This is a genomic window from Wolbachia endosymbiont of Rhagoletis cingulata (assembly GCF_048537655.1).
Taxonomy (GTDB): Bacteria; Pseudomonadota; Alphaproteobacteria; order Rickettsiales; family Anaplasmataceae; genus Wolbachia; species Wolbachia pipientis.
The window spans coordinates 1,272,253-1,293,394 of record NZ_CP175927.1 but is presented as its reverse complement, the minus strand read 5'-3'; the positions used below and the strand labels follow the sequence as shown (position 1 = coordinate 1,293,394).

18 protein-coding genes and 1 pseudogene are annotated in these 21,142 nt (G+C 34.4%); 7 read left to right on the top strand and 12 right to left on the bottom strand.

All coding sequences use genetic code 11. The features are described from left to right. Positions 1 to 709: 709 nt before the first annotated feature. From ffh to rseP, 7 genes are all read right to left on the bottom strand, one after another. Positions 710 to 2,053: a signal recognition particle protein gene (gene ffh / locus ACJZL3_RS05890; RefSeq protein WP_095742798.1), complete on the bottom strand. Its 1,344-nt coding sequence runs from the start codon at positions 2,051 to 2,053 to the stop codon at positions 710 to 712. Continuing rightward, positions 2,038 to 3,597 carry a proton-conducting transporter membrane subunit gene (locus tag ACJZL3_RS05885; RefSeq protein ID WP_038228212.1) on the bottom strand — a complete coding sequence of 520 codons (1,560 nt, stop codon included), beginning with the start codon at positions 3,595 to 3,597 and terminating at the stop codon, positions 2,038 to 2,040. The genes ffh and ACJZL3_RS05885 overlap by 16 nt, the downstream gene beginning before the upstream one ends. A 303-nt stretch (positions 3,598 to 3,900) precedes the next feature. Next, positions 3,901 to 6,783: an FAD-dependent oxidoreductase gene (locus ACJZL3_RS05880; protein ID WP_010963032.1), complete on the bottom strand. Its 2,883-nt coding sequence runs from the start codon at positions 6,781 to 6,783 to the stop codon at positions 3,901 to 3,903. A 45-nt stretch (positions 6,784 to 6,828) separates the two neighbouring features. Next, positions 6,829 to 7,260: a 3-hydroxyacyl-ACP dehydratase FabZ gene (gene fabZ / locus ACJZL3_RS05875; RefSeq protein ID WP_010082082.1), complete on the bottom strand. Its 432-nt coding sequence runs from the start codon at positions 7,258 to 7,260 to the stop codon at positions 6,829 to 6,831. Positions 7,261 to 7,264: 4 nt separating this feature from the next. Beyond that, positions 7,265 to 7,816 (bottom strand): OmpH family outer membrane protein, encoded by a 552-nt coding sequence (locus tag ACJZL3_RS05870; RefSeq protein ID WP_010082083.1) that lies wholly within the window; start codon positions 7,814 to 7,816, stop codon positions 7,265 to 7,267. Continuing rightward, positions 7,817 to 10,153: an outer membrane protein assembly factor BamA gene (bamA, locus tag ACJZL3_RS05865; RefSeq protein WP_138264850.1), complete on the bottom strand. Its 2,337-nt coding sequence runs from the start codon at positions 10,151 to 10,153 to the stop codon at positions 7,817 to 7,819. It abuts the gene before it with no gap. An 8-nt stretch (positions 10,154 to 10,161) separates the two neighbouring features. After that, positions 10,162 to 11,280, bottom strand: a complete 1,119-nt coding sequence (rseP, locus tag ACJZL3_RS05860; protein ID WP_419198727.1) for an RIP metalloprotease RseP — start codon at positions 11,278 to 11,280, stop codon at positions 10,162 to 10,164. A gap of 99 nt (positions 11,281 to 11,379) precedes the next feature. Between rseP and ACJZL3_RS05855 the strand changes: the two genes are divergently transcribed. Then, positions 11,380 to 11,658 carry a succinate dehydrogenase assembly factor 2 gene (locus tag ACJZL3_RS05855; RefSeq protein WP_006279484.1) on the top strand — a complete coding sequence of 93 codons (279 nt, stop codon included), beginning with the start codon at positions 11,380 to 11,382 and terminating at the stop codon, positions 11,656 to 11,658. On the opposite strand, the gene ACJZL3_RS05850 is transcribed toward ACJZL3_RS05855, so the two are convergent. The 3 genes from ACJZL3_RS05850 to ACJZL3_RS05840 form a co-directional block, all read right to left on the bottom strand. Further along, the gene (locus ACJZL3_RS05850; RefSeq protein ID WP_010082086.1) at positions 11,633 to 11,959 is read right to left on the bottom strand and encodes a cell division protein ZapA; all 327 of its coding nucleotides are present in this window, start codon (positions 11,957 to 11,959) and stop codon (positions 11,633 to 11,635) included. The genes ACJZL3_RS05855 and ACJZL3_RS05850 overlap by 26 nt on opposite strands. A gap of 72 nt (positions 11,960 to 12,031) precedes the next feature. Continuing rightward, a complete protein-coding gene (locus ACJZL3_RS05845; RefSeq protein WP_010963035.1) occupies positions 12,032 to 12,310 on the bottom strand; it encodes an HU family DNA-binding protein in 279 nt (92 codons plus the stop codon). A 29-nt stretch (positions 12,311 to 12,339) separates the two neighbouring features. Next, on the bottom strand, positions 12,340 to 13,992 hold the full coding sequence (locus ACJZL3_RS05840) for a 30S ribosomal protein S1 (RefSeq protein WP_038199371.1): 1,653 nt from the start codon (positions 13,990 to 13,992) through the stop codon (positions 12,340 to 12,342). Between the two features lie 139 nt (positions 13,993 to 14,131). Here ACJZL3_RS05840 and trmB point away from each other — a divergent pair, with 139 nt between their 5' ends. Then, positions 14,132 to 14,797, top strand: coding sequence for a tRNA (guanosine(46)-N7)-methyltransferase TrmB (gene trmB / locus ACJZL3_RS05835; protein ID WP_419198726.1), 666 nt, complete (start codon positions 14,132 to 14,134; stop codon positions 14,795 to 14,797). Between the two features lie 476 nt (positions 14,798 to 15,273). On the opposite strand, the gene ACJZL3_RS05830 is transcribed toward trmB, so the two are convergent. Next, entirely contained in the window at positions 15,274 to 15,921 is a 648-nt protein-coding gene (locus ACJZL3_RS05830; RefSeq protein ID WP_010963039.1) for a heme exporter protein CcmB, read from the bottom strand. 106 nt (positions 15,922 to 16,027) lie between these two features. Here ACJZL3_RS05830 and ACJZL3_RS05825 point away from each other — a divergent pair, with 106 nt between their 5' ends. Then, positions 16,028 to 16,420, top strand: a complete 393-nt coding sequence (locus ACJZL3_RS05825) for a TraR/DksA family transcriptional regulator (RefSeq protein ID WP_010963040.1) — start codon at positions 16,028 to 16,030, stop codon at positions 16,418 to 16,420. A 296-nt stretch (positions 16,421 to 16,716) separates the two neighbouring features. Beyond that, positions 16,717 to 17,860 (top strand): annotated as a pseudogene (locus tag ACJZL3_RS05820) (transposase). Positions 17,861 to 17,869: 9 nt separating this feature from the next. Here ACJZL3_RS05820 and ACJZL3_RS05815 read toward each other — a convergent pair. Beyond that, positions 17,870 to 18,079: a hypothetical protein gene (locus ACJZL3_RS05815; protein ID WP_010081834.1), complete on the bottom strand. Its 210-nt coding sequence runs from the start codon at positions 18,077 to 18,079 to the stop codon at positions 17,870 to 17,872. A 131-nt stretch (positions 18,080 to 18,210) separates the two neighbouring features. Here ACJZL3_RS05815 and der point away from each other — a divergent pair, with 131 nt between their 5' ends. Genes der through ACJZL3_RS05800 form a run of 3 tightly spaced genes read left to right on the top strand, consistent with a single transcriptional unit; the run spans position 18,211 to position 20,571 of the window. Next, a complete protein-coding gene (der, locus tag ACJZL3_RS05810; protein ID WP_419198725.1) occupies positions 18,211 to 19,536 on the top strand; it encodes a ribosome biogenesis GTPase Der in 1,326 nt (441 codons plus the stop codon). After that, positions 19,533 to 20,054, top strand: a complete 522-nt coding sequence (locus ACJZL3_RS05805; protein WP_010963042.1) for a disulfide bond formation protein B — start codon at positions 19,533 to 19,535, stop codon at positions 20,052 to 20,054. The genes der and ACJZL3_RS05805 overlap by 4 nt, the downstream gene beginning before the upstream one ends. Beyond that, entirely contained in the window at positions 20,029 to 20,571 is a 543-nt protein-coding gene (locus tag ACJZL3_RS05800; protein ID WP_006279362.1) for a demethoxyubiquinone hydroxylase family protein, read from the top strand. Before ACJZL3_RS05805 ends, ACJZL3_RS05800 begins: the two co-directional genes overlap by 26 nt. The last annotated feature ends 571 nt before the right edge of the window (positions 20,572 to 21,142 follow it).

Below are 21,142 nucleotides of genomic sequence, written 5' to 3'. Positions count from 1 at the left end.
GGTATGACGGTGTAGATAGTATCCCGCTGCTTGTTAGCGGATGAGATACCGCGAATGAATCGCGGTATGACGTGTTGAAACAATCCGATAAGGTAAGCCTCGTCATCCCGCTACGTGTTAGCGGTATCTAGAGATACCGCGGCGGTATGACGGTTCGCAGCGGTATAGTAACTCGTCATCCCGCTGCTTGTTAGCGGGATCTCTTGTTAGCGGATGAGATACCGCGAATGAATCGCGGTATGACGTGTTGAAACAATCCGATAAGGTAAGCCTCGTCATCCCGCTACGTGTTAGCGGTATCTAGAGATACCGCGGCGGTATGACGGTTCGCAGCGGTATAGTAACTCGTCATCCCGCTGCTTGTTAGCGGGATCTCTTGTTAGCGGATGAGATACCGCGAATGAATCGCGGTATGACGGTGTAGATAGTATCCCGCTGCTTGTTAGCGGATGAGATACCGCGAATGAATCGCGGTATGACGTGTTGAAACAATCCGATAAGGTAAGCCTCGTCATCCCGCTACGTGTTAGCGGGATCTAGAGATACCGCGGCGGTATGACGTGTTGCTTGGGTCAGCTATAGTATTTCTTAAAATTAATAATAAATTTCTTGGCTAGCAAGAAGCTGTAAATTTTTTTGCGAGACCTAAGCCGCTTTTGATATAGCTAAAGGTTTACTGATGATTTGTCTCATTCCACTACCTGCTGACTTACTTTCTGCTTAGCATATCCATCAAATCAGATTCTTTGAGTTTACTATGGTCAACTTTACTGAACTTATTTACCATAGAGCTCATTTGATTATACTGCTTAATTAGAAGATTAATGTCAGTTACAGTTGTTCCGGACCCCTTAGAAATTCTAAGTCTTCTTTTGCCATTTAAAATATCTGGATTTTGCCTTTCTTTTTCAGTCATTGAGTTTATGATGGCTATATATTTTTTCACTTTATTGTCATCTGGCACACTGCTACTTAGCTTTTTTGTAAATGAACTAGGAATGAATTTCATTATGTTGCTAATGCCATCCATTTTACTCAGAGTTTTTAACATTCCCACTAGGTCGTTTAGGTCGAATTTACCTTTTTTCACTTTCTTTTGTAACTTATCAATTTCTTCCTGACCAACAATCTCAGCAGCTTTTTCAACCAATGAGACAACATCACCCATGCTAAGTATCCTTTTTGCAATTCTATCGGGATAAAAATCATCGAGGTCACTTAATTTTTCACCACAAGCAATAAATTTAATTGGACAATCGGCGATCATTTTCATAGAAAGAGCAGCACCACCACGTGCATCACCATCAACACGGGTGAGAATAATGCCGGTTACACCTATTACCTCATTGAATGATTTGGCAATGTTGACCGCATCCTGGCCTATCATTGCGTCGGCTACTAAAATAACTTCTGCAGGTGAAGCTATTTCCTTTACGGCTTTCAACTCATTCATCATATTATTGTCAATATGAAGCCTGCCTGCAGTGTCTAGTATTAATACATCATAATTATCGTTCTTTGCTATTGCTATTGCCCTTTTTGTAATTGTAATGGGCTTCTCATCTATTACTACAGGTAAAGTTTGCACATCTATTTGTTTACCTAGCACTTCAAGTTGTTTCTGGGCAGCAGGCCTATAAATGTCTAAAGAGGCAAGCATCACTTTTTTCTTTTGCTTTTTTAGTTTTAAAGCAAGCTTTCCTGAGGTAGTTGTTTTACCTGCACCTTGTAAGCCCACCATCATAATCACAGCAGGGGGTTTAACTGCTAGATTTAAGTCACTTTTCTCTGATCCGAGAACTGCAACTAAATTATCCTGTACAATTTTAATTATCATTTGTGCTGGAGAAACACTTTTTATGACTTTTTCCCCAATCACTTTATCTTTAATGTCGTTGATGAATTTTTTTGCAACTTCAAGTGAAACGTCAGCTTCAATTAAGGCTATGCGTATTTCACGCATGGCAAGATTAAAATCATCTTCAGAAATGATTGACTTTCCTCTCAGTTTACTAAATACAGAATTTAAACTTTCAGTTAACGATTTAAACATAATAGCATTAGTAGAATACTCATTAAAAAGAGAGAAGAAGCTGAAACAAAACTCACTGAGTTATAACTCAGCACTTCTTTAAGTTTAGTAATATTATTAAAGTATAAACCAACAAGTGGATTAGTCAAGTTTTGCACTACGCTGGCAAACATTTCTCTAGTTTTAGAGACTAACTGATTGAACAGCAAGATAATATAGGGTATGAAAGCTCTAAAAATCCAATCAACATCCATTTTAAAATTTACTCTCGGGTAAAATAACTTGCGTAAAGGAATAAACAATAAAGTGGTACATAGTAATAAATTAAATTGCGACCAAATATTTTTTGTGTTGTACACAAAATCGAAAATCGAAGGTTTATTGTAAATAGGTAAGTAAGGATTGCCAGCGATTACGCATATAAATGCTAAAATAATCATAGTCATTTTGCTTCCTCTCTCTGCTAAAGGTTTTGACTTACTTTTTGCAATAAATAAGTAATAAAGAAACTTTAGCCCCACGCTTAAATGAAGCAGCAAATTTAGAAGCTTATATAAATTTTTATACCCTTTTAAGGCAACAGTGTTCATTTCAATTTCAGCTGTGATATATGATTTACTGATAAATCCAACGGTTCCAGGAAATGCAGCCATTGTAAGTATTGCGATTATAGCACACATGCCTTCCACTGACATCAGTTTACCCACTCCATTAAAACTAATTGTTTTTGTTTGTGAAATAATCGAATTACTGACCACAAACAATAATGATTGATAAACAAGAGAGAAGATTATATGCAGTATCAAAATTGGTATTGCTTTTTCCGAAGGACTGAGCAAACTTCCTGCAATAATCAGCAAGCCCATTTGTCCTACAACGTTATAGCATAAAAATCTGCGAATATTTTGCTCAAGAGAAGCAAATATAATGCTGTAAATTGCAGTGATGGCGCCTACAAGCGCTAATATTTCAGTACAATCTTGCCATAGGTTATAAGTGTGTAAAAGCATCACTAAAAAAGAGACTTTAGTGGTAAATAAAGAGAGATATGTGGTGCCATGTAGCGATGCAGCAGGATATGCATCAACAACCCAAAATGAAAAAGGAAAACAAGCGCAGTTTATCAATAAACCCAAAATTATCAGGTTAGTGCTTTGAAGTGCCAATCCTGCTATTAATATAACTCCAACGAAAAAGTGTACACAAGCGTACCTTATTGCAGGTCCACTATCTCTACAGCTAGCTGCGATAATAAAAAATGCACTGATGGTCATTAATTCACAGAATATTATAACCAATATCATATGTTCAGATAAAACTGCATAAAGTGAACTAATAGTGTAAGCAGCAAAAGATAGCATCTCTGAAAAAGTCAAATTTTGTGCTGGTAGAACAGCTAAAAATGCAACTGATAAAAAAGATATTAGTATGGTACGAAAAGATAAATCAAAATCTAGAATTGGGAGAGACCAATTTACTGCAATGCTCAAATTTTCAGGTAATTTTAGGACTATAACTATTAATACAGTCAGTAGAAGTAACAGTGACGATTTATAAAGTTGCACAATAATTAAAACCAATATGGTTTATGCTATCTCAATATATGAATAAAATCAATTTGCATATTAACCACTAATTAAACTAATTATCTTATAATTATATCAGAGTTTAGAGGGTTATAGAGAAACCGGTCAGATTAGGTTTTTAATCTAACCTGACCGATAGCTTTAATAGTGAGGTAAGCTTTAATATAGCACTCCTAATTCATAACGCTACACTCGTGCATAATTTATTTTTAATTTGTGCACGAGCGTTAGTAAATTATTTACTTTTTGAAATAAAATTTGGCATCACTTTAATATTGAGACTTAGTAAACCTCAGTAGGTCTGCCAGTTGGGCCCATAAGAATTATTTGCTCGCCTTCTCTTAAGTGTCTGCATAAATTAGTGGAGCCGCCGATTTCCAGCACAATAGTGGAAATAATTCCTTTTTTTTTGTCTACTTCAGTGCCGGTTACGGCTATACCTTCCATAGCAAGGTTTGTATTATTGGCTTTTCTGCCATTGGTTTCAAAATTTTGCAATCTAAAGAATTGCCCAGGCTTAAAATTCTTTGCCGCAAGTGGTGCTTTGATCACTATTTCCACAACTTTGTCTGTTAAATATTGAACTTTTATAACCTTTGCAGTGAATTGCTCTTTGATTCTATTAAATAATTCTTTATTAGCCAGGTCTTCAACACTTGACCACGCATTTTTTTTCTGGCCCACAACATCACACACTGGAATGACAGAAACGAAGCTATTAACTCCACTCAAAAGCTGAGAAATAATAGGGTAGCCGTTTTTAGCACTTGCCATAGCTTTCACGACGCTGCCACTATACGAAGGGTGAAGATCACCAAAAAAGCTGATTGTTTTATTGCCTTGCTTATACACTAATATTCTATCTTTATTTTGCATTTTAGGAGAAAATATTGGGTCTATTTCTTTTCCTGATGAATTCAAATGAGTAAAATACCCATTACTTAATTTAAAATGCTTTTTATCTTCTGTTGCAATAACTGTATTTGGCTCAGTACCTGCTGCTATAAAAATAGAACGTGCTTTTATACGTTTGATTTCGCCGGATTTTGTGTCTATCAGTTTTATTAATTCAGCATGGTTATATTTATCCGTCACAACTTCAACTGGCTCTAAGTTTTCAATAAAGTAAATTCCTTCTGACAGTGCATTTTGCACCTCTTCGCTATTTAATCGATAACTTGGTGAATCTTTTAGCTCTTTTCTATATATAACTTTCACTCCCCCGAGGCTCTGCATTAACTCTAATATTTTTATTTCTCTATTCTCTTTTTTTGCTAACTTTTGCTTTTCTCGGATCAATTGTGCGTGCGATATAAACTCATTCGCAATTTCGCGCTCTTCTTCTGTCCAATCTTTTTCAACACAGTCCTTTCCATACTTATCAACTAATATCTCATAACGAAGAAGAAATTTTTCTACTTGAATTGGATAATACGCTAAAGCTTCAGTGGCAGTGTCAATCGCAGTAAGCCCCGCCCCTATGACAACTATCGGCATACGAACTTGCAGATTTGCTATAGAATCAAATTTAAGAGCGCCAGTCAGTTGTAACGACATCAGAAAATCAGATGCCATGCGTACTCCACGAGCTAGTATGTTTTTTATTTTGATCATTCGTGGCTTACCAGAGCCAAGTGCTAGGGCGATGTGATCAAAACCCAAGTTGAACGCGTCATCAGCATTAATCGTGCCACCAAAACGAATGCCTCCATAAAGTACGAAATTCTCACGTCTTTCCAGCAGTAATCTAATAATCTTTAAGTAATTCTTATCCCACCGAGAAGTAATGCCATATTCTGCCACCCCACCAAACCCTCCTGCCGTGCGTTCACTCAATTTTTCGTGTTTGAAATCTTTAATTAGCTGGAAATTATCGATCAAAGGTTCAATCTTTAGTCCATCAATGGTGATAACGTTATGCCCATCATTCAACAAATGATGAGCTAAATTAAAACCAGCAGGACCAAGGCCTACAACTAGAACGTTTTTTCCGGTGTTTTCTCTTGGCAATGAACGCTGAAAATTTAAAGGATTCCAACGGCTGAGCAGAGAATATATTTCAAATCCGTACGGTAAACTGAGCACATCATCCAGAATCCTTGTTTCAATTGCTGGCACATTTACGGGTTCTTGTTTTTGATATATGCACGAATTCATGCAGTCATTGCATATTCTGTGTCCAGTAGCCGCGCATAATGGGTTATCTATCATCACAATTGCAAGACTTGCTATGCTGTACCCTTCGCTTTTCACCAGATTCATTTCTGATATTTTCTGCTCTAGTGGGCAGCCGTGCAGTTCAACTCTAAGTGGAGACTTTTTGAAAGTATTGTCATCATTAATTAGCCCCTTTGAGCAGCTATCCTTACTTTGCTTATGACAAAATATGCAGTAGTGAGCATTATCCAATGCTTTATCTAAACTAGCCTTTTCACTTGTTAGGTCAAAACCGTATCGTCTTTTTACTTCATTTGAATACAGCACTTCAACTTTGTCTACTTCTTTTTTAGAAAATGGTATGAGGTTTTCGTGGTCAATTTTTTTATGTATGCTAAATAATATACTCTGTTTATTTTTTACTCTCCACACTGCATATTGTGCCGCAAGTTCTATTTCCTCTTTGTGATTTTCTTTATCTTCAAACCAATGCATCACCTGCTCAGCAAAATTTTTTTCTGTTGTTGGCAAAGTGAGAAAATGACTTAGTTTGTTAGTAATATCTATATTCGCCACATTAGTGTATTTCTTCAATGCATAGCGTTGGACAAATAATCTTTTGCACTTATATATTACAGCAAAGTCGTTGTGCTTTTTCTTTAGCTCCTCTATTTCTTTTTCAACATTAAAAAGTTTTGCAATAAATTCATCAAGTAAATATGAGAGGTCTATAATGAGCTGGCTATCTGTCATCCAAGTAGCTGACCGTTCTTCTTGTTTTCTAGATCCCAGTGTCAAGCACTGGGATGACGGGGGGTGACACTGGGATGATGGGAGGTGACACTGGGATGACATCGAAGAAGAAGCTGCTTTTTCTCTTGCTTCAATTAATGAACAAAACAAGCTCTCATCACATGATTTAATATAATTCAAAAATGTCTCATCTAATTTTGTTAATCCATTGCGAGTATATAGATTCGAAAATGAGATTTTGAAATTCAGCTTCATTGCTATACTATAAAGTGTACATGCTGTTTCTTACAGATGAAGATTTTATTTATTTTGCAATACTGCTGAGATTGTTGCTTCTGCAACTTTTTCTTCGCTAACAGATGCAATACACCTAAATTTGTATACACCTAAACACACACTTTGAATGTTAGCTTGAAGAATCAATGTGTCCCCTGGAGTAACTAGCTTTCTGAATTTTGCATTTTCAATGGATCTCAAGTAAACAACTTTATTTTCTATTGTTTCTTTACCTAGAACACATATAGCAGATGCCTGAGCTAGAGATTCAATTATCAAGACTCCTGGCATTATCGGATGACCAGGGAAGTGGCCAATAAAAAATGGCTCATTGAAAGTCACATTTTTGATTGCTTTTATACTTTTACCAGGATCACACTCTATAACTCTATCTACTAAGAGAAACGGATAAGAATGTGGTAGTGTTTTTATAATATCACTGATATTAAATTGCATAAGTCTATTCAATGCCTTTTAAAGCAAATTCAGGTATTTCCTTGTTTATATTGTTTAATACCACATCTGATAAATCAACTTCATCCATGGAGTATAAAACTTGGTTCTTTTTTGAAATAAATAGTACCAAATCTATGTTGTTTTTTTCTGCCGTTTTTTTAGCGACTTCTTTTATCTTGTTAAAAACACTCTCTACTGCTTCTCTATAGCTTTCTTCTAAATGTAACATTTTTTTAGCATAATTATCTCTAACATTTACAGTGTGCTTATTAAATTGTCCTGTCTTTTCCTTTTTTGCTTCTTCTGACAAAAGGTCAAATTCTTCTTTTGATGGCTTAAGTTTTTCTAACTCATTTTCAAATTCTTGTTGTAATCTAGAATTCTGCTCCTTTATTTGTTGTTGTATATTTTGCAGAGCAAGAGATTCATTGATGACTTTTTCACTATCGATAATTGCAGCCTTTGTGTTCTGAGGTTGATATCCTACAAACTTATACCCCACAAATAAGGAAATAATTAAGGCAATAACTGATATAAATAACTGTATATATTTCATTCAAATCCCCGCTTCAATAGAAAATTTAACATTTGGTGATGGTATTATATCATAAGATTCCTTTACTAAAGGAAACCCGAAATCCAATCTAAGTCTACCAAAAGGAGAAAGCATTGAAAAGCCAAAACCTGGTGACACTCTCACAAGCTTGCTATCATAGTATTTCCCTTCATACTTCTTATTTTTATCATCTAAGCCAAAAAGTGTTGCATAGTCAACAAATAGTGAGCCTTTGATACCAGCATAGTCATATAGTTTTGGTAGAGGAAAATCCACTTGCTGTGTTAGATTAAAATAAGTTTTGCCTCCTAATGAGCTTTTATTTTTGTCTTCTGCTCTTGGTCCAATACCGGAAAGGTCAAACCCTCTAATCTCATTACCCCCTTTAAAAAAGTGCTGGCCAATGTTTAGATTTTCATCAGTATAAGAAAAAATATGACCTGCCGCCATCTTAAAGCGTAGCGTTATATCATCGTCAATTTTGCTTAATATAGGGTGCGTATAAAAAGATAAGAATTCAGATTTCAGGAAATTCACGTTTCCTCCCAATCCTGAAATATCCTGACTTAAGCGCAGTAAATACCCTTCTTTTGGAGTATAGAGGTTATCCAGTTTATTATATGCCAACGTGTATCCCACTGATGAAATCTGATGTTTACCTTTTCGGTCCAGTATTATTTCAGAGATATCGGTGTCTTGTCCACCCTTATTATCCATGTGTATATGATTATACTTATAAGAATAGCGAAGGGAATTAGTTAAGTTCTCTGTGACTTTATATGATAACTTTGTAAAAAATCCCATATCGCAACTATCAAAAGTAGTGTTTGGTTTATCTTGTTTTTCATAAAATACACCCATGCCTAGTGACGTATCAGAATCGTTAAAATTATTTTCAACAAACTCTAAATCAGTAGAAAATACGTATTGACTTTTTTCAAGAGCAAAAGAGAGCTCTTTTCCAGTACCAAATAAATTACGGTCTTTGAGGTCAATTTTAATCAATGCTCCACCAGGAAGAGACACACCTCCTCCCAAATACAACGAAGTAGTGTTTTTTTCTTTAACACTTAAGTCAAGATTTACTGCATTATCATTAACTGCATAACTATTTACTTTCACTGTTTCAAAAAAATCACTACTCATTAGTTTTTTACGTGACTTTTGAATCTCAGATATATTGTACGCATCACCTTCTGCTACACTTAGCTTACTTCTGATCACTTTATCTAAAGTGCGATCGTTACCATCAATTGTAATTTGATTTATATAAATCTTTTTACCCGGCAGCACTCTGTAGGTTACATCTACAACATTGTCACGTTGTGCATACTCTGGATTAACTTTTGCAAATATATATCCTTTCTCATTTAAATATTTGTTTATTTTTTCTACTGTATTATTAATTTTAACTCTATTAAATATCTTATCGTTTTCCTCTGTTATAAAATCCAATATTTCTTCTTTTAGGCTCAAATCCTGAATTTCAGTTTCAATATTAACCTCATTATTTCCAAATAAATACTGCTGTCCTTCGTCAATCAAAAAAGTTAACTCTGTTTGATTGTTATTATCAACCTCAACAATTGGTTGAATATTATTTTGAATATATCCTTTAGATGAATAAAAATGATCGAGCAATTCTGTGTTAATCAATAGATATTGCGGTGAATAATGATTTCCGCCTTTAAAAATAGCTCTAAATAACTTACTAAATATGTCATTACTATGTCTTTTGATAACTTGCTCTAGCTCATTTTCAGAAAAGTTTTTGTTGCCTATAAATCTTATATCCTTAATTTTAGAGGTTTTGCCTTCTTTTATTTTAAAAATTAGATTGACTCTATTGCCATCAAGCTTATTCAGGTCATATTCAATTTTAACACCAATCTTACCGTTATTTCTATAAGTAGTGACTAAATTCACTAAATCGTTTTGCAATTTTGTTTCAGTTAAAATAGTTAGCGACTTTGATTGAATCACATTACTTAGCAGCTCTTTGCTGTTAAATAACTTATTGCCTTTTAACACTACCTTGTTAATCAGTGGATTTTCTTGAATTTTTATTACTAAATTTTTTTTATCATCTATGTAAGCATTAACACTAGCAAATAACTTTGTTTTATATAGATCTTTTATAATTGAGTCTATATCATCGTCGTTTATATAATCACCAGATTTTAGTTTTATATAGAACCCTATTGTCTGGTTGCTTACCCTCTCATTACCAATACATTTGACATCTTTCACCTGCACTTTTTCCGCAGTTCCTAAAGCAACAAGCAGGGCAGGAAAAGAAATAAAAACCACTACCAGTATATAAAATAGCTTTTTCATATTTTATTTCAAAAAAGATCCCTAATATCATTTGACATTCCAGTTGCCATAAGCAAAAACAACACTAAAGCACCAAAAATAGCTGCATATTTTTGACATTTCAAGCTTAAATCCCTACGTATAACCGCTTCTATGATATAATGAAATAAATGCCCACCATCTAGCAGTGGTATTGGCAGCAAGTTAATTGCAGCTAAATTAGCTGAAATGATTGCCATAAAATATAGAACCATAATAAATCCCTTTTTAGCTGATTGTCCTGAATATTTTGCGATTTTTATTGGTCCACCTATTTCACTTGCACTCCTCTTACCAACAATAATTTGAAAGATAGCTTTAATCGTTAAGCACATAGTGTGGTAAGTTTCACTTACTGATAAGCTCACAGCCCCAAGAAAAGACGACTGCTTTAATGTATTGACTGAAATAATCCCTATAGTTTCTCTTTCTATTGTGTTGCCAAAAACGTCTTTGTCCTTGATTATTAATGGAGTTAAACTGGTCCTGTGCTTCTCATTATTTCTGCTATACTCAATCTCCATTCTTGTTTTAGGATTCGACATTATCACACGTGAAATATCTTCAAAGTATTTTATTTTATGCTCATTGATTTGTGTAATAGTGTCACCTGGCAACAAACCAGCTTGCTTAGCTGCACTACCTTCGATTACATTTTCAATCACCGGTGGAGTGCGATAATAACCTGCTATGCTAAAAAACATTGTAAAAGCTATAACAGCAAATACCATGTTTGCAAAAGGCCCTGCAAAAACTACTGCTGCTTTTTTATGACGCGGTTTTGTATGAAATGAATACAATTTTTCTTCTTCCGTTAATTCTTGTTGATCAGCTGGGACACTCGCTGCATTAGTATCTCCTAGCATTTTAACATAACCACCCAATGGAACAACGCTTAATTTCCATCTAGTTCCAGACTTATCGTTAAAACCAAAAATTTCAGGACCAAAACCTATGGAAAAAGATTCAACTTTAACTTTGCATGCTTTGGCAACAACATAATGCCCATATTCATGCACGAATACTATGACAGAAATTATTAAAGAAAATGATAAAAAATAATATATTCCATCGCTAAATTGATGGATAAGATTAGAAATTAATTCCACCTGTATATTTAGATCTTAACAAAATGTTAAGTATATTAAAATGCGCCTCGCTTGACAAGTATTTAGTTTAACTTTTAAATTAAAAAAAGTTTAATTGTAATGACAGATACCTCACTACTCAGAAGAAAATTAATATATAGAAGCTGGCATAGGGGTTGCAAAGAAACCGATATACTTTTAGGGCATTTCGCATTGAAATATCTTGATAAATTTTCCTTAAGCGAACTAATCGAATACGAAAAAATAGTTGATCTTGATGATTACGAATTATATTGTTACATAACTCGTAAGACAAACCTCCCTCCTGGCTTGAATAGTCAGATAGTCAATTTAATTGCTTGCTTTATTGAAGCTAATCCTTTATGCACTCAAGATTAGTGATAATCTTATTTACCTTATCTAGTACCTCAGTATATTCTATTCTTTTCTCGTTTCTATACTTTTCGCGCTCTTGATTTACTTCATCTAATCGCTTTGTTAATTCTAAAATTTTATCCTCAAGAATTAGTGCTGCAAGTAAGAAATTTAATGCATCCGAACCCTTACCTCCAGTTTTTTGAGATACAGAACTAACTAACTTGTCAAAACTATTAGCAAGGCGTAATAAATGATTCCCCTTCCCACTTTCGCAAGATATTTTATATGTGTTATTACGTATAACTATTTCTACTACTTGCATATGGTGCTAAAAATTTCTATCGTACAGTATAAACTCAAACCCCTACTTTCATCTTATTTATGGTATAAATTTTTATTCATTTATCAAATCAGATAATTTTTTACTGCTACGAAAATATGTTTTAAAGTATTGATTCTTTGTAAACTTCTGTAACATTAAATGGCTTGTTTCTTTCAAGTTATAACTTCTAACTGAAAAAGAACCAAACCCCCTAATTTCAACTCTATTATGATGTTTCAATGTGCTTGAAAGTATCCCAAAAAATCTATCAACTATAGCTGCTATAACAATCTTATCTAAAAAAGGATGTCTTTTTGCTACCCTCGCTATTATATCAGACTTTGTTGCCATTTATATGAAGCCAAAATAAGTAAACCTTATCACTTAGCAGATAATGCTATGTTATATTCTTCAACACCCAATACTTCAACTTCTATTTTTTCTGATATAGAGAATTTTTTATTCTCTGGTAAATGCTCTTGATCTATTAGAAGGGTTACATCGTTCTCAACTTCAACGACTAGTCCATTATCTTCTCTCTTATCTACAATAACCTGTATTTTATCACCTACCTTAACTTTCTTTATCAGTTCTTCAAGAGGATCATACTCTATTTGTTTTATTCCAAGATAAATTCTTGCCCGATTCACGTTAGCCCTTATTACTTTTGCTTCTATTTTATCACCTACATTATACTTCTTTATCTCATCTGAACCATTTTTAGACCAACTAAAATCTTTCACATATATTGTCCCTTCTACGTTCTCATCTATTTCAGAATCACCGAAAGCAACAGATACATATGAGCCGGTATTATTCTTCACTTCACCAGAAACAATAGAACCAGGAGGATATTTATTGATAAATACTTGCCAAGGGTTGTCTACACACCTTTTCATGCTTAAACTCATCCTACTCTTAGCAATGTCAATACTGAGAATTTTTACATATACTTCTTGTCCCCTTGTTACGAGACTACTAACTGGTAAATTACTCTTAACCCAAGTTATTTCTGACGAGTGCACTAAACCTTCAATTCCAGGTCTAAGCTCAACAAATAATCCATAATCTTCTATGCTTGTTACATAACCCTTATGCACACTATCAACTGGATATTTTGACTCTGCATCTTGCCAAGGGCTATCTTCTAGCTGCTTCACACCCAAGGAAATTTTAGCATTTTCCTTATCTATTTTTATAATTTTAACTTTTATAGTCTGACCACAAGTAAAAACTGCAGACGGATGACTTACCCTACTCCAAGAGATATCTGTAATATGTAACAATCCATCTATAACTCCCACTACATCTGATTCATGAATACCGACAAATACACCGTAATGAGTGATACTTTTTATTTTCCCTTCTATTATATCGCCTTCATTTAAAGATTCTAAAAATTTAATTTTTTCACCAGCGTGCAATTTTTCTAACACCAGCTTTCTTGATACTACAATATTGCCCTGCTTCTTATCCATTTTAAGCACGATGAACTTTTGTTCAGTTTCAATAAGGTGCTTCGCATCTTTTACTTGCTTCAAATCCACATGACTCAGCGGTAAAAAAGCGCTTATTCCGTCACCAAGATCAACAATAAAGCCACATTTAATTGAGCGTTTAATAACTCCGCTTACTTCAGCCCTTGTAACTGTATCTTCTTCCAACTTATTCCATTTTTCGTCCCTAATTGCTTTTTCACGACTAAGAACAACATTACCATGATAATCTTCAATTCTTTCCACATAAACTCTGATTTTCGAGCCAATAATGACCTCATCATTACAACCGAGTTCCTTGATCAGAATTCTCCCGTCAGATTTTAAACCAATATCAACCACAACGTCGTTAGGGTTTATTCTTGTAATTACACCTTCTACCACATCTCCTTCTTTAATTTTGTTAACAAAAGAATCTTCAAACAAGGTATTATCTTGATCCTCAAATTGGCCTTGACATATCTCTTCTATAAATTTGTTTGATGATAGCTTTCTGATAGTAACCGGTAGATTTACGACTGGATTATTATTATTCATACCTTTAACTTAAACTTTATTAGAACTCATATATTATATAATATTAACAATTATTGACAAGTAATTTTTCATTAACTCATTTCGAGAATTGTTTAAGCTATATAAAATATAGTGAGAAAATTATATATGTATCAAGAATATGCTATTTAAGAATAGCAAGTGGATTAGATCGTTCTCCAGAAGGTCCAGGCTAAAACCTGATGTTGATGAAATATTGGAAAAATATTCTATTCAAAACAGCAAGGAATCTATAGAGAAAATTGTAAATTCACAAAAAAGAATATGGGTAGAAATAGGCTTTGGCAACGGTGAAAATATGCTTTACCAGGTGCTCAATGAACCTGATCTATTATTTATAGGATGTGAGCCCTACTTAAATGGGGTTTCTCGCTTGCTAACAAACATAGAAATACAGAACATAAAAAATATTTTAATGTGGACAGAAGATGCAAGAGAATTGATTGCAAATTTTCCTGATAACAGTGTTGAAAGATTCTTTATTCTCTTTCCAGATCCATGGCCAAAAAGAAGTCACAATAAAAGACGATTAATTAATACGGAATTTTTAAATTTATTAGCAAAAAAAATACTTATAACAGGGGAAATATTCATTGCAACCGATCATCAGGACTATGCAGAGTGGATAGCATCACATATAAAGCAGTGTAACTCTTTAATCTATAGGGAAGACGATTTCACAAGTTATACTCTTACAAAATACCACAGAAGAGCGCTCAAAGATCAGCGTAAAGTGAGGTTCTTTAAAGTAAGTGTTATTAATAATTTGCAGACTATGGATCAATAGAGTTTTTGCATATCTCTTTTACGTTAACTATAGATTAAAAATAATAAAAAAAGAGGGAGAAATAGAGTAAATTCCTTTAACTACTTCTCCTTATGAAGGAATAGACTTCTTGCATAACCCAAACTAAGTAGAAAAAAGGTATCATCCAAGTAGCCCCTTTCTCGTCATGCCGCTGCGAATCGTCATACCGCCGCGGCGCTAACACGTAGCGGGATGATGAGGCTTATCGTCATGCCACCGCGAACCGTCATACCGTCACGGTATCTCTTAGCCGCTAACAAGTAGCGGGATGACGGTTGTCAGGTTAGCTGTTATCCCAGTTTTTGACACTGGGATGACAACGAAGGGCTACTTGGATGACAGGGAAGGATGCTGGAATGAAGGTTTTTCAAATTGTCGATAAACCTAAATCTATAATAACTATTTGCCTTTTTTCTAGGTTATGCAAGAAGTCTACTGAATAACAGTAAGATTTTTCAATCCTGTTCCACAGCAAATTTTAGTGCCATGTGAGTAGTTATGGTGCTGTTAACAATCAAAATAACAAAAACTAAGATGGTGATTAGTAGTGTATAAATATTCAAGGATAAATTTTCAAATTGAGTTAGCATTTTAAAATACACAAAGGTTGGCATTATCATTGGCAAAACAAGAATTTGCGATACTCCTGATGCTAAGTTGTTTTGACCAATCATCAATGCATTTCCAGTAGCTGAAATATTAGTGATTATCAGCGTATTAAATAATAAAGACACTCCAACTGCTATTGAGTGTTCAATACTATTGCCTAGAATTGCAAAGCTGAATATGGAAGAAATTACTGAAATCGGTAACCCAAATAATAACCAGTGAGCGAAAATTTTATAAGCAACTATAAGCCTAGAAGAGAGTGGCTGTACAAAGATTTGCTCTAATATTCCATCATGATAATCAGATGTAAACAAATTATTTGTAGAAATCTGCAAAACAAATGTAGCACATATCCATGTTAATGTTAACATAACTTCTTGTTTATTGTTGTTTTTAAGTGTAAATGAAGATAAACTTAACATTATGATAAAAATACATACTATATAGGTAAAGTTCTTATCATCTATTACTAATTTTTTTACTGAGTCGATCATACTAGGCTTTTAAATGTTTATTATAAATTATAGTGTTTACTTTGAGGTAGTATAATTTTTTGTTCATAAATTATATAGGTTTTATTATTTTTTTGATAATGCAATTATGGAAAAGTTACCAAAAATAAAGTCACCAGAAGATTACACTCCTTCAGAAGATGAAGAATATATGAGCGTAAAACAACTGGAATACTTCAGCTTAAAGTTACAATCAATACTCGCTGAGTTAGAGAAACAAGAACTAGAAGATAATAGTATTGATACATACTATTCTGATGAAGATAGTGGAAACGAGGAATTAATCAAGCGTCGAAAAGATAGAAAAGAAAAAATTAAGGAGGCGTTAGAAAAAATAAAATTAGGCACTTATGGTTACTGCGATGGAACAGGAGAAGAAATAGGAGTCGAAAGACTTAAAGCTAATCCGCTTGCTATATATTGTATTGAAGAGCAAGAGAGAGTAGAAAAAGAAAAGAACGTGTACAACATTAACGATTAATTTACACATAAGTGGTGAGCCCATTGGACTTCAAGAGGAGCAAGAGGCGCTGAAGTATGTTATGCTATAAAGAAAGTGGAAAATTGGACATTCTCAACTTGACTCCTGCAGATTAAAAATTAAGTTGTATCCGTTCAGGCAATGGCGTCAACTTAAGGAAAAATATCAGCGATAGTGTATAAAATTTCTCTCCAAATTTTTTATCATTAAATTATCCAAAGAGTGCAAGGGACAGCACTTTTGTTTCTGTTTTATTTCAACAAAGAAGTCTAAAATGTGTCCTTTTTAGGTGAAATATGCAAAAAGGAAAAAACCTTATTCTACAAATTAAAAATATAATATACTCGAAAACTTTTCAGAAAATCCATTGTGTTGAGTTTTACACGAACAAGAAAACTTCCTTTTTCGACAGTATTTTCTATGATTTTAAAGTTAGTTAAAAAAAGTTTGGGAATAGAATGTGAACTTATGGAGCCATTGACATGTACCCTCAAAGCAAGCTTTTTCTAAAGCAAGATATAAGATTTGCCATACAGGCTTTCAAGAATTTAAGCATCCAAACAGCCTATCAGGATGAACCTGAGTTGGAGAGGCTATAGACTTATTGCAGCAGATGGTTCTGGTATGAGATTACCCAGCTCTGGGGAAATTGTATCCGAGTTTGAACCAAATGGAACAACAGGCACCATTGGCAATTTGTTTGTTGATTTGTGTACTTCGCTGATTTGCAGTGCTCGTCTTGCAGCTTGGAATATAGGTGAACAAACGTTGGCGGCAGAGCAATTACCCGAAGTTATCACTCAAATGCGTTTATTAAATCAAGAGAAATTATTATTTATCTATGATCGTCTTCAGTAAAATTCATTCAGCAGCATTATAATTTGGAAGTAGATTTTATTTTTCGCTTGCAAAAAAGAAATTATAGTAAGCTATGGGAACGCTGGCGAATTAGATTTTGATTTTATATTAGAAAATGAAAAGCTAAAAAATAAAATGAAAGGACAGAAAGTAAGAGTTATAGTGCTGACATTAGCCAACTGAGAAACAGAGTTTTTGACCGAGACTTTGGAGCAAAGCTTATGTGTTAAGGTGGCACATAGAGGAGTGCTATAAACGACTCAAAGTAGGAGCAGAGTTAGAGAATTTTTCTGGAGAGGCTGTATTACAAGAATTTTGGGCAAACTTGGTCATGTGCAATATATTATCGCTTCATATATGTGATGCACAAGGGCCTTGGAACCCAGATCAAATTACTGAGTATCGTTTAAATTTTTCAGTTTTATTTAGTGTAATGAGACAGAAACTCTATCAGGTACTTATTGCGCCAAAAAACTTTCAAGCCCTTTTTAAGTATACGCGCTAAAGTTAAAATCCGACCGGGACAGCCGCAATAAAGTAGATAAGCCTAAACGCCATCATGTCTTTAGGAGAGTTTGCTAATGAAAGTTCTTAAGTTGACGCCATTGGCTGTTCCGATTCGTTATATGACATAAGAGCATCATATATTTCATGCAATGTATTTGAGATGTTTTTTTCCATATGTTGATTAATATGCCCATATATTGTCGTCTCTTCCGAATACTCTGTATCTTTATGTATATGATTTTGTTGCTTTAATTCTTCTCTATCTACACTCTCTATTTGCTCTGACACTAGCATAACTACCCCATATTTTACATAACGAAATAAAAAAATTCTAACTGTAGTATGCTTATATAATCTACGAAGTCAATAGTTAAATTGAAAAGTTTCGGTTATAATTTACTTCATATAGAACATGCCCTTGAATTATGCTAAAAATCGCCATAGTAGGCCTACCAAATGCTGGAAAATCGACCCTATTCAACAGATTAGTAGGAAGAAAAGCAGCAGTAGTGAGTAACATTCCAGGAGTGACAAGGGATAGGCGAGAGGGAATGGGGAGAATTAGCGATTTGGAGTTTAAAGTTATAGATACAGGAGGATGGAACGACCAAACTAATTTTTCACTACAAGTTATTGAACAAATCGAATTTTCTTTATCCAATTCAAACATAATTTTCTTTCTTGTTGATGCAAAAGTGCAAAATGAGCGAAATGAAGAGTTTGCAAAGTGGCTGAAGAGAAAAATAAATAAACCTGTAATACTAGTAGCAAATAAATGCGAGAGTCATAAATCCGAAAATGTTGATTATTTGCAGTTTTTTGATTTTCTTGGCCCGGTGTATATCTCTGCCGAGCATAATCTTGGCATGGTTGATCTTTATGATGCATTAGCTGGTGTTATTGAAAATTTTAACGAGAACACTGAGTTACCTAACAATGAACTGAGTAGGCTGAGGATCGCGATCATCGGCCGTCCGAATGTTGGAAAATCAACTTTTTTAAATGGTTTACTTGCAGAAAACAGACTAATAACAAGTTCAGAGCCAGGTACCACACGTGATTCTGTGGATATTACATATGATCATGATGGAGAGTTAATTACTCTAATTGACACTGCCGGAATCCGCAGAAAGGCGAATGTTGTAGATGGCTTAGAATCAAGATTTGTTGAGAAAAGCATGGAATCAATCAAGCGCTCTCATGTGGTAGTTTTAATGCTAGACTCCCTAGTTGGTATTGAGCAGCAGGATTTATCAATTGGTGAAGCTGCAATTAAGGGAGGGAAAGGGATTATTGTTGTTTTAAATAAGTGGGATTTAATAGGTAAGGATGACAGAAGCAGGTTAATAAAATTTGTCAAACAACAGGAAGTAACCAGGTTATTCTTGGAAGTGCCAACTATAACAATTTCTGCGTTAAAAGGCATGCGCTGCGGTGATGTGATAGATAAGTGTCTTGAAGTGAGTGAATCCTTGAACAAGAAGATCAGCACTGCAAAACTGAATAAGTGGCTCATAGATGCTGTAGGAAAACATTCTCACCCTCTTGTAAAAGGCAAAGCAGTTAAAATGAAGTATATCGCTCAAATTGGTACTAAACCTCCAGCTTTTTCTTTGATATGTAACATACCTGAAAGTGTTGATGAAAGTTACAAACGCTATTTAATTAACGATCTCAGAAAAAATTTCTTTGCAGACGCTGTGCCAGTTAGATTGCTTTTGAAAAAAAATAAAAATCCCTATGTAAAATGAATACTCTGCTTTATACTTTCAGGGATAATTTACTTAAAGTTATGTGTAATAATTCCAGAATTCCTGCAATCTTTCTGCTGTCGAGTGCCGCTGCTCTAATTTTTGCATATGTGCTAGAATATTTTTTCAACATGCTGCCATGCAAGTTATGTACATACGAGCGAATAGTTTACTATATCGCTGGATTACTTGCAGTAGCGTGCATGCTTAAAGACAACAAAATTCTAATCTATGCAATGTTTTGCAGCTACCTCATAGGTGCAGTAATATCTTTTTATCATATAGGTCTTGAACTTCACTTATTTCATGATGTTTTAGGTTGTACAGAGCAAGCAAGTAGTAACGTTAGTATAGAAGAGCTCAGAAATAATCTACTAAATCCTAATTACTCTCCATCTTGTGACAGACCTCATTACGTTCTAGGTGTTTCCTTAGCAACATGGAATCTAATTTATCTCATAGTAGCTCTGTTCGTATCAGGTAAGGTGTATTGTGGAGAAAGAAAGAAATCTAAATAATTTAAGGTACAGCAACAATCAGTTCTTGCAACAGGCAATTAGAGTAGATCACGCTGGAGAATATGGAGCTATTTGCATTTATTCTGGTCAAAAATTTATTCTTAAGAAATCTTCTATAATCAATGAAATAATTGAAATGGAAGAGCAGGAAAAAAAGCATTTTCACTATTTTAATGAGAAAATCAAAGAGCAAAAAGTTCGTCCTACTGTTTTGTTGCCTGTTTGGCGTGTTTTAGGAGTGTCGCTTGGCGTTGCAACTGCCATTATGGGCAAAAAAGCTGCTATGGCTTGCACTGCTGCAGTTGAAGAAGTTATCGGGGAGCACTACAAAGAGCAAGTTTCACATTTAGAAGATGGGGAATTAAGAGAAACTATAAGTAAATTTCGCGACGAGGAGTTAGAGCACAAAGATATTGCAATTCAGCACAATGCTGAAAGCGCATTTGGCTACAACATTTTATCATCATTCATAAAAACAGGCTGCAAAACTGCTATTTACTTGTCTAAGTTAATTTAACTAAGCAGCTTTCTTAAAGTGTTTTAAATGTTCTGATAACAACAGAAACCAGGAAGGAATTCAAGTGTAACAATTATTTTATAACTATATTTACATATCACCATTATTAATAAATAATTAGTATTTGTAAATTAAATACATCTAAAGTATAGACTGCAAAGGAGGCAAAAGTGCGTTTTAATTTAGAAGAGGGAAATGCTCTTATGTAATACCTGCCACAGGTTCACAACTGTACGAACATTCATTTTTGAAGGTAAATTGCACAGCAAATGGTGTCATTCCAGTCTGGAATCCAGAAATTTTGCTTATAACTGAGCTGATAAGCTAAAGGTAATTGTCTTACACTAAAACAAACGTTTTTAATTAAGTTGCATAGAACCAGTGTCTGGGCACTGGGATGACACCCCACTGGTGGTCCAAACTACAACGTTCGTACAGTTGTGGATTCCAGACTGGGATGACACCCTACTGATGGGCCCAAATCACAATGTTCGTACAGTTGCGGGTCAGGCTATAGGATGACAGAAGTTGACTTTATTAGCTATAGGTGGTATGACACTTAGTCAATTTA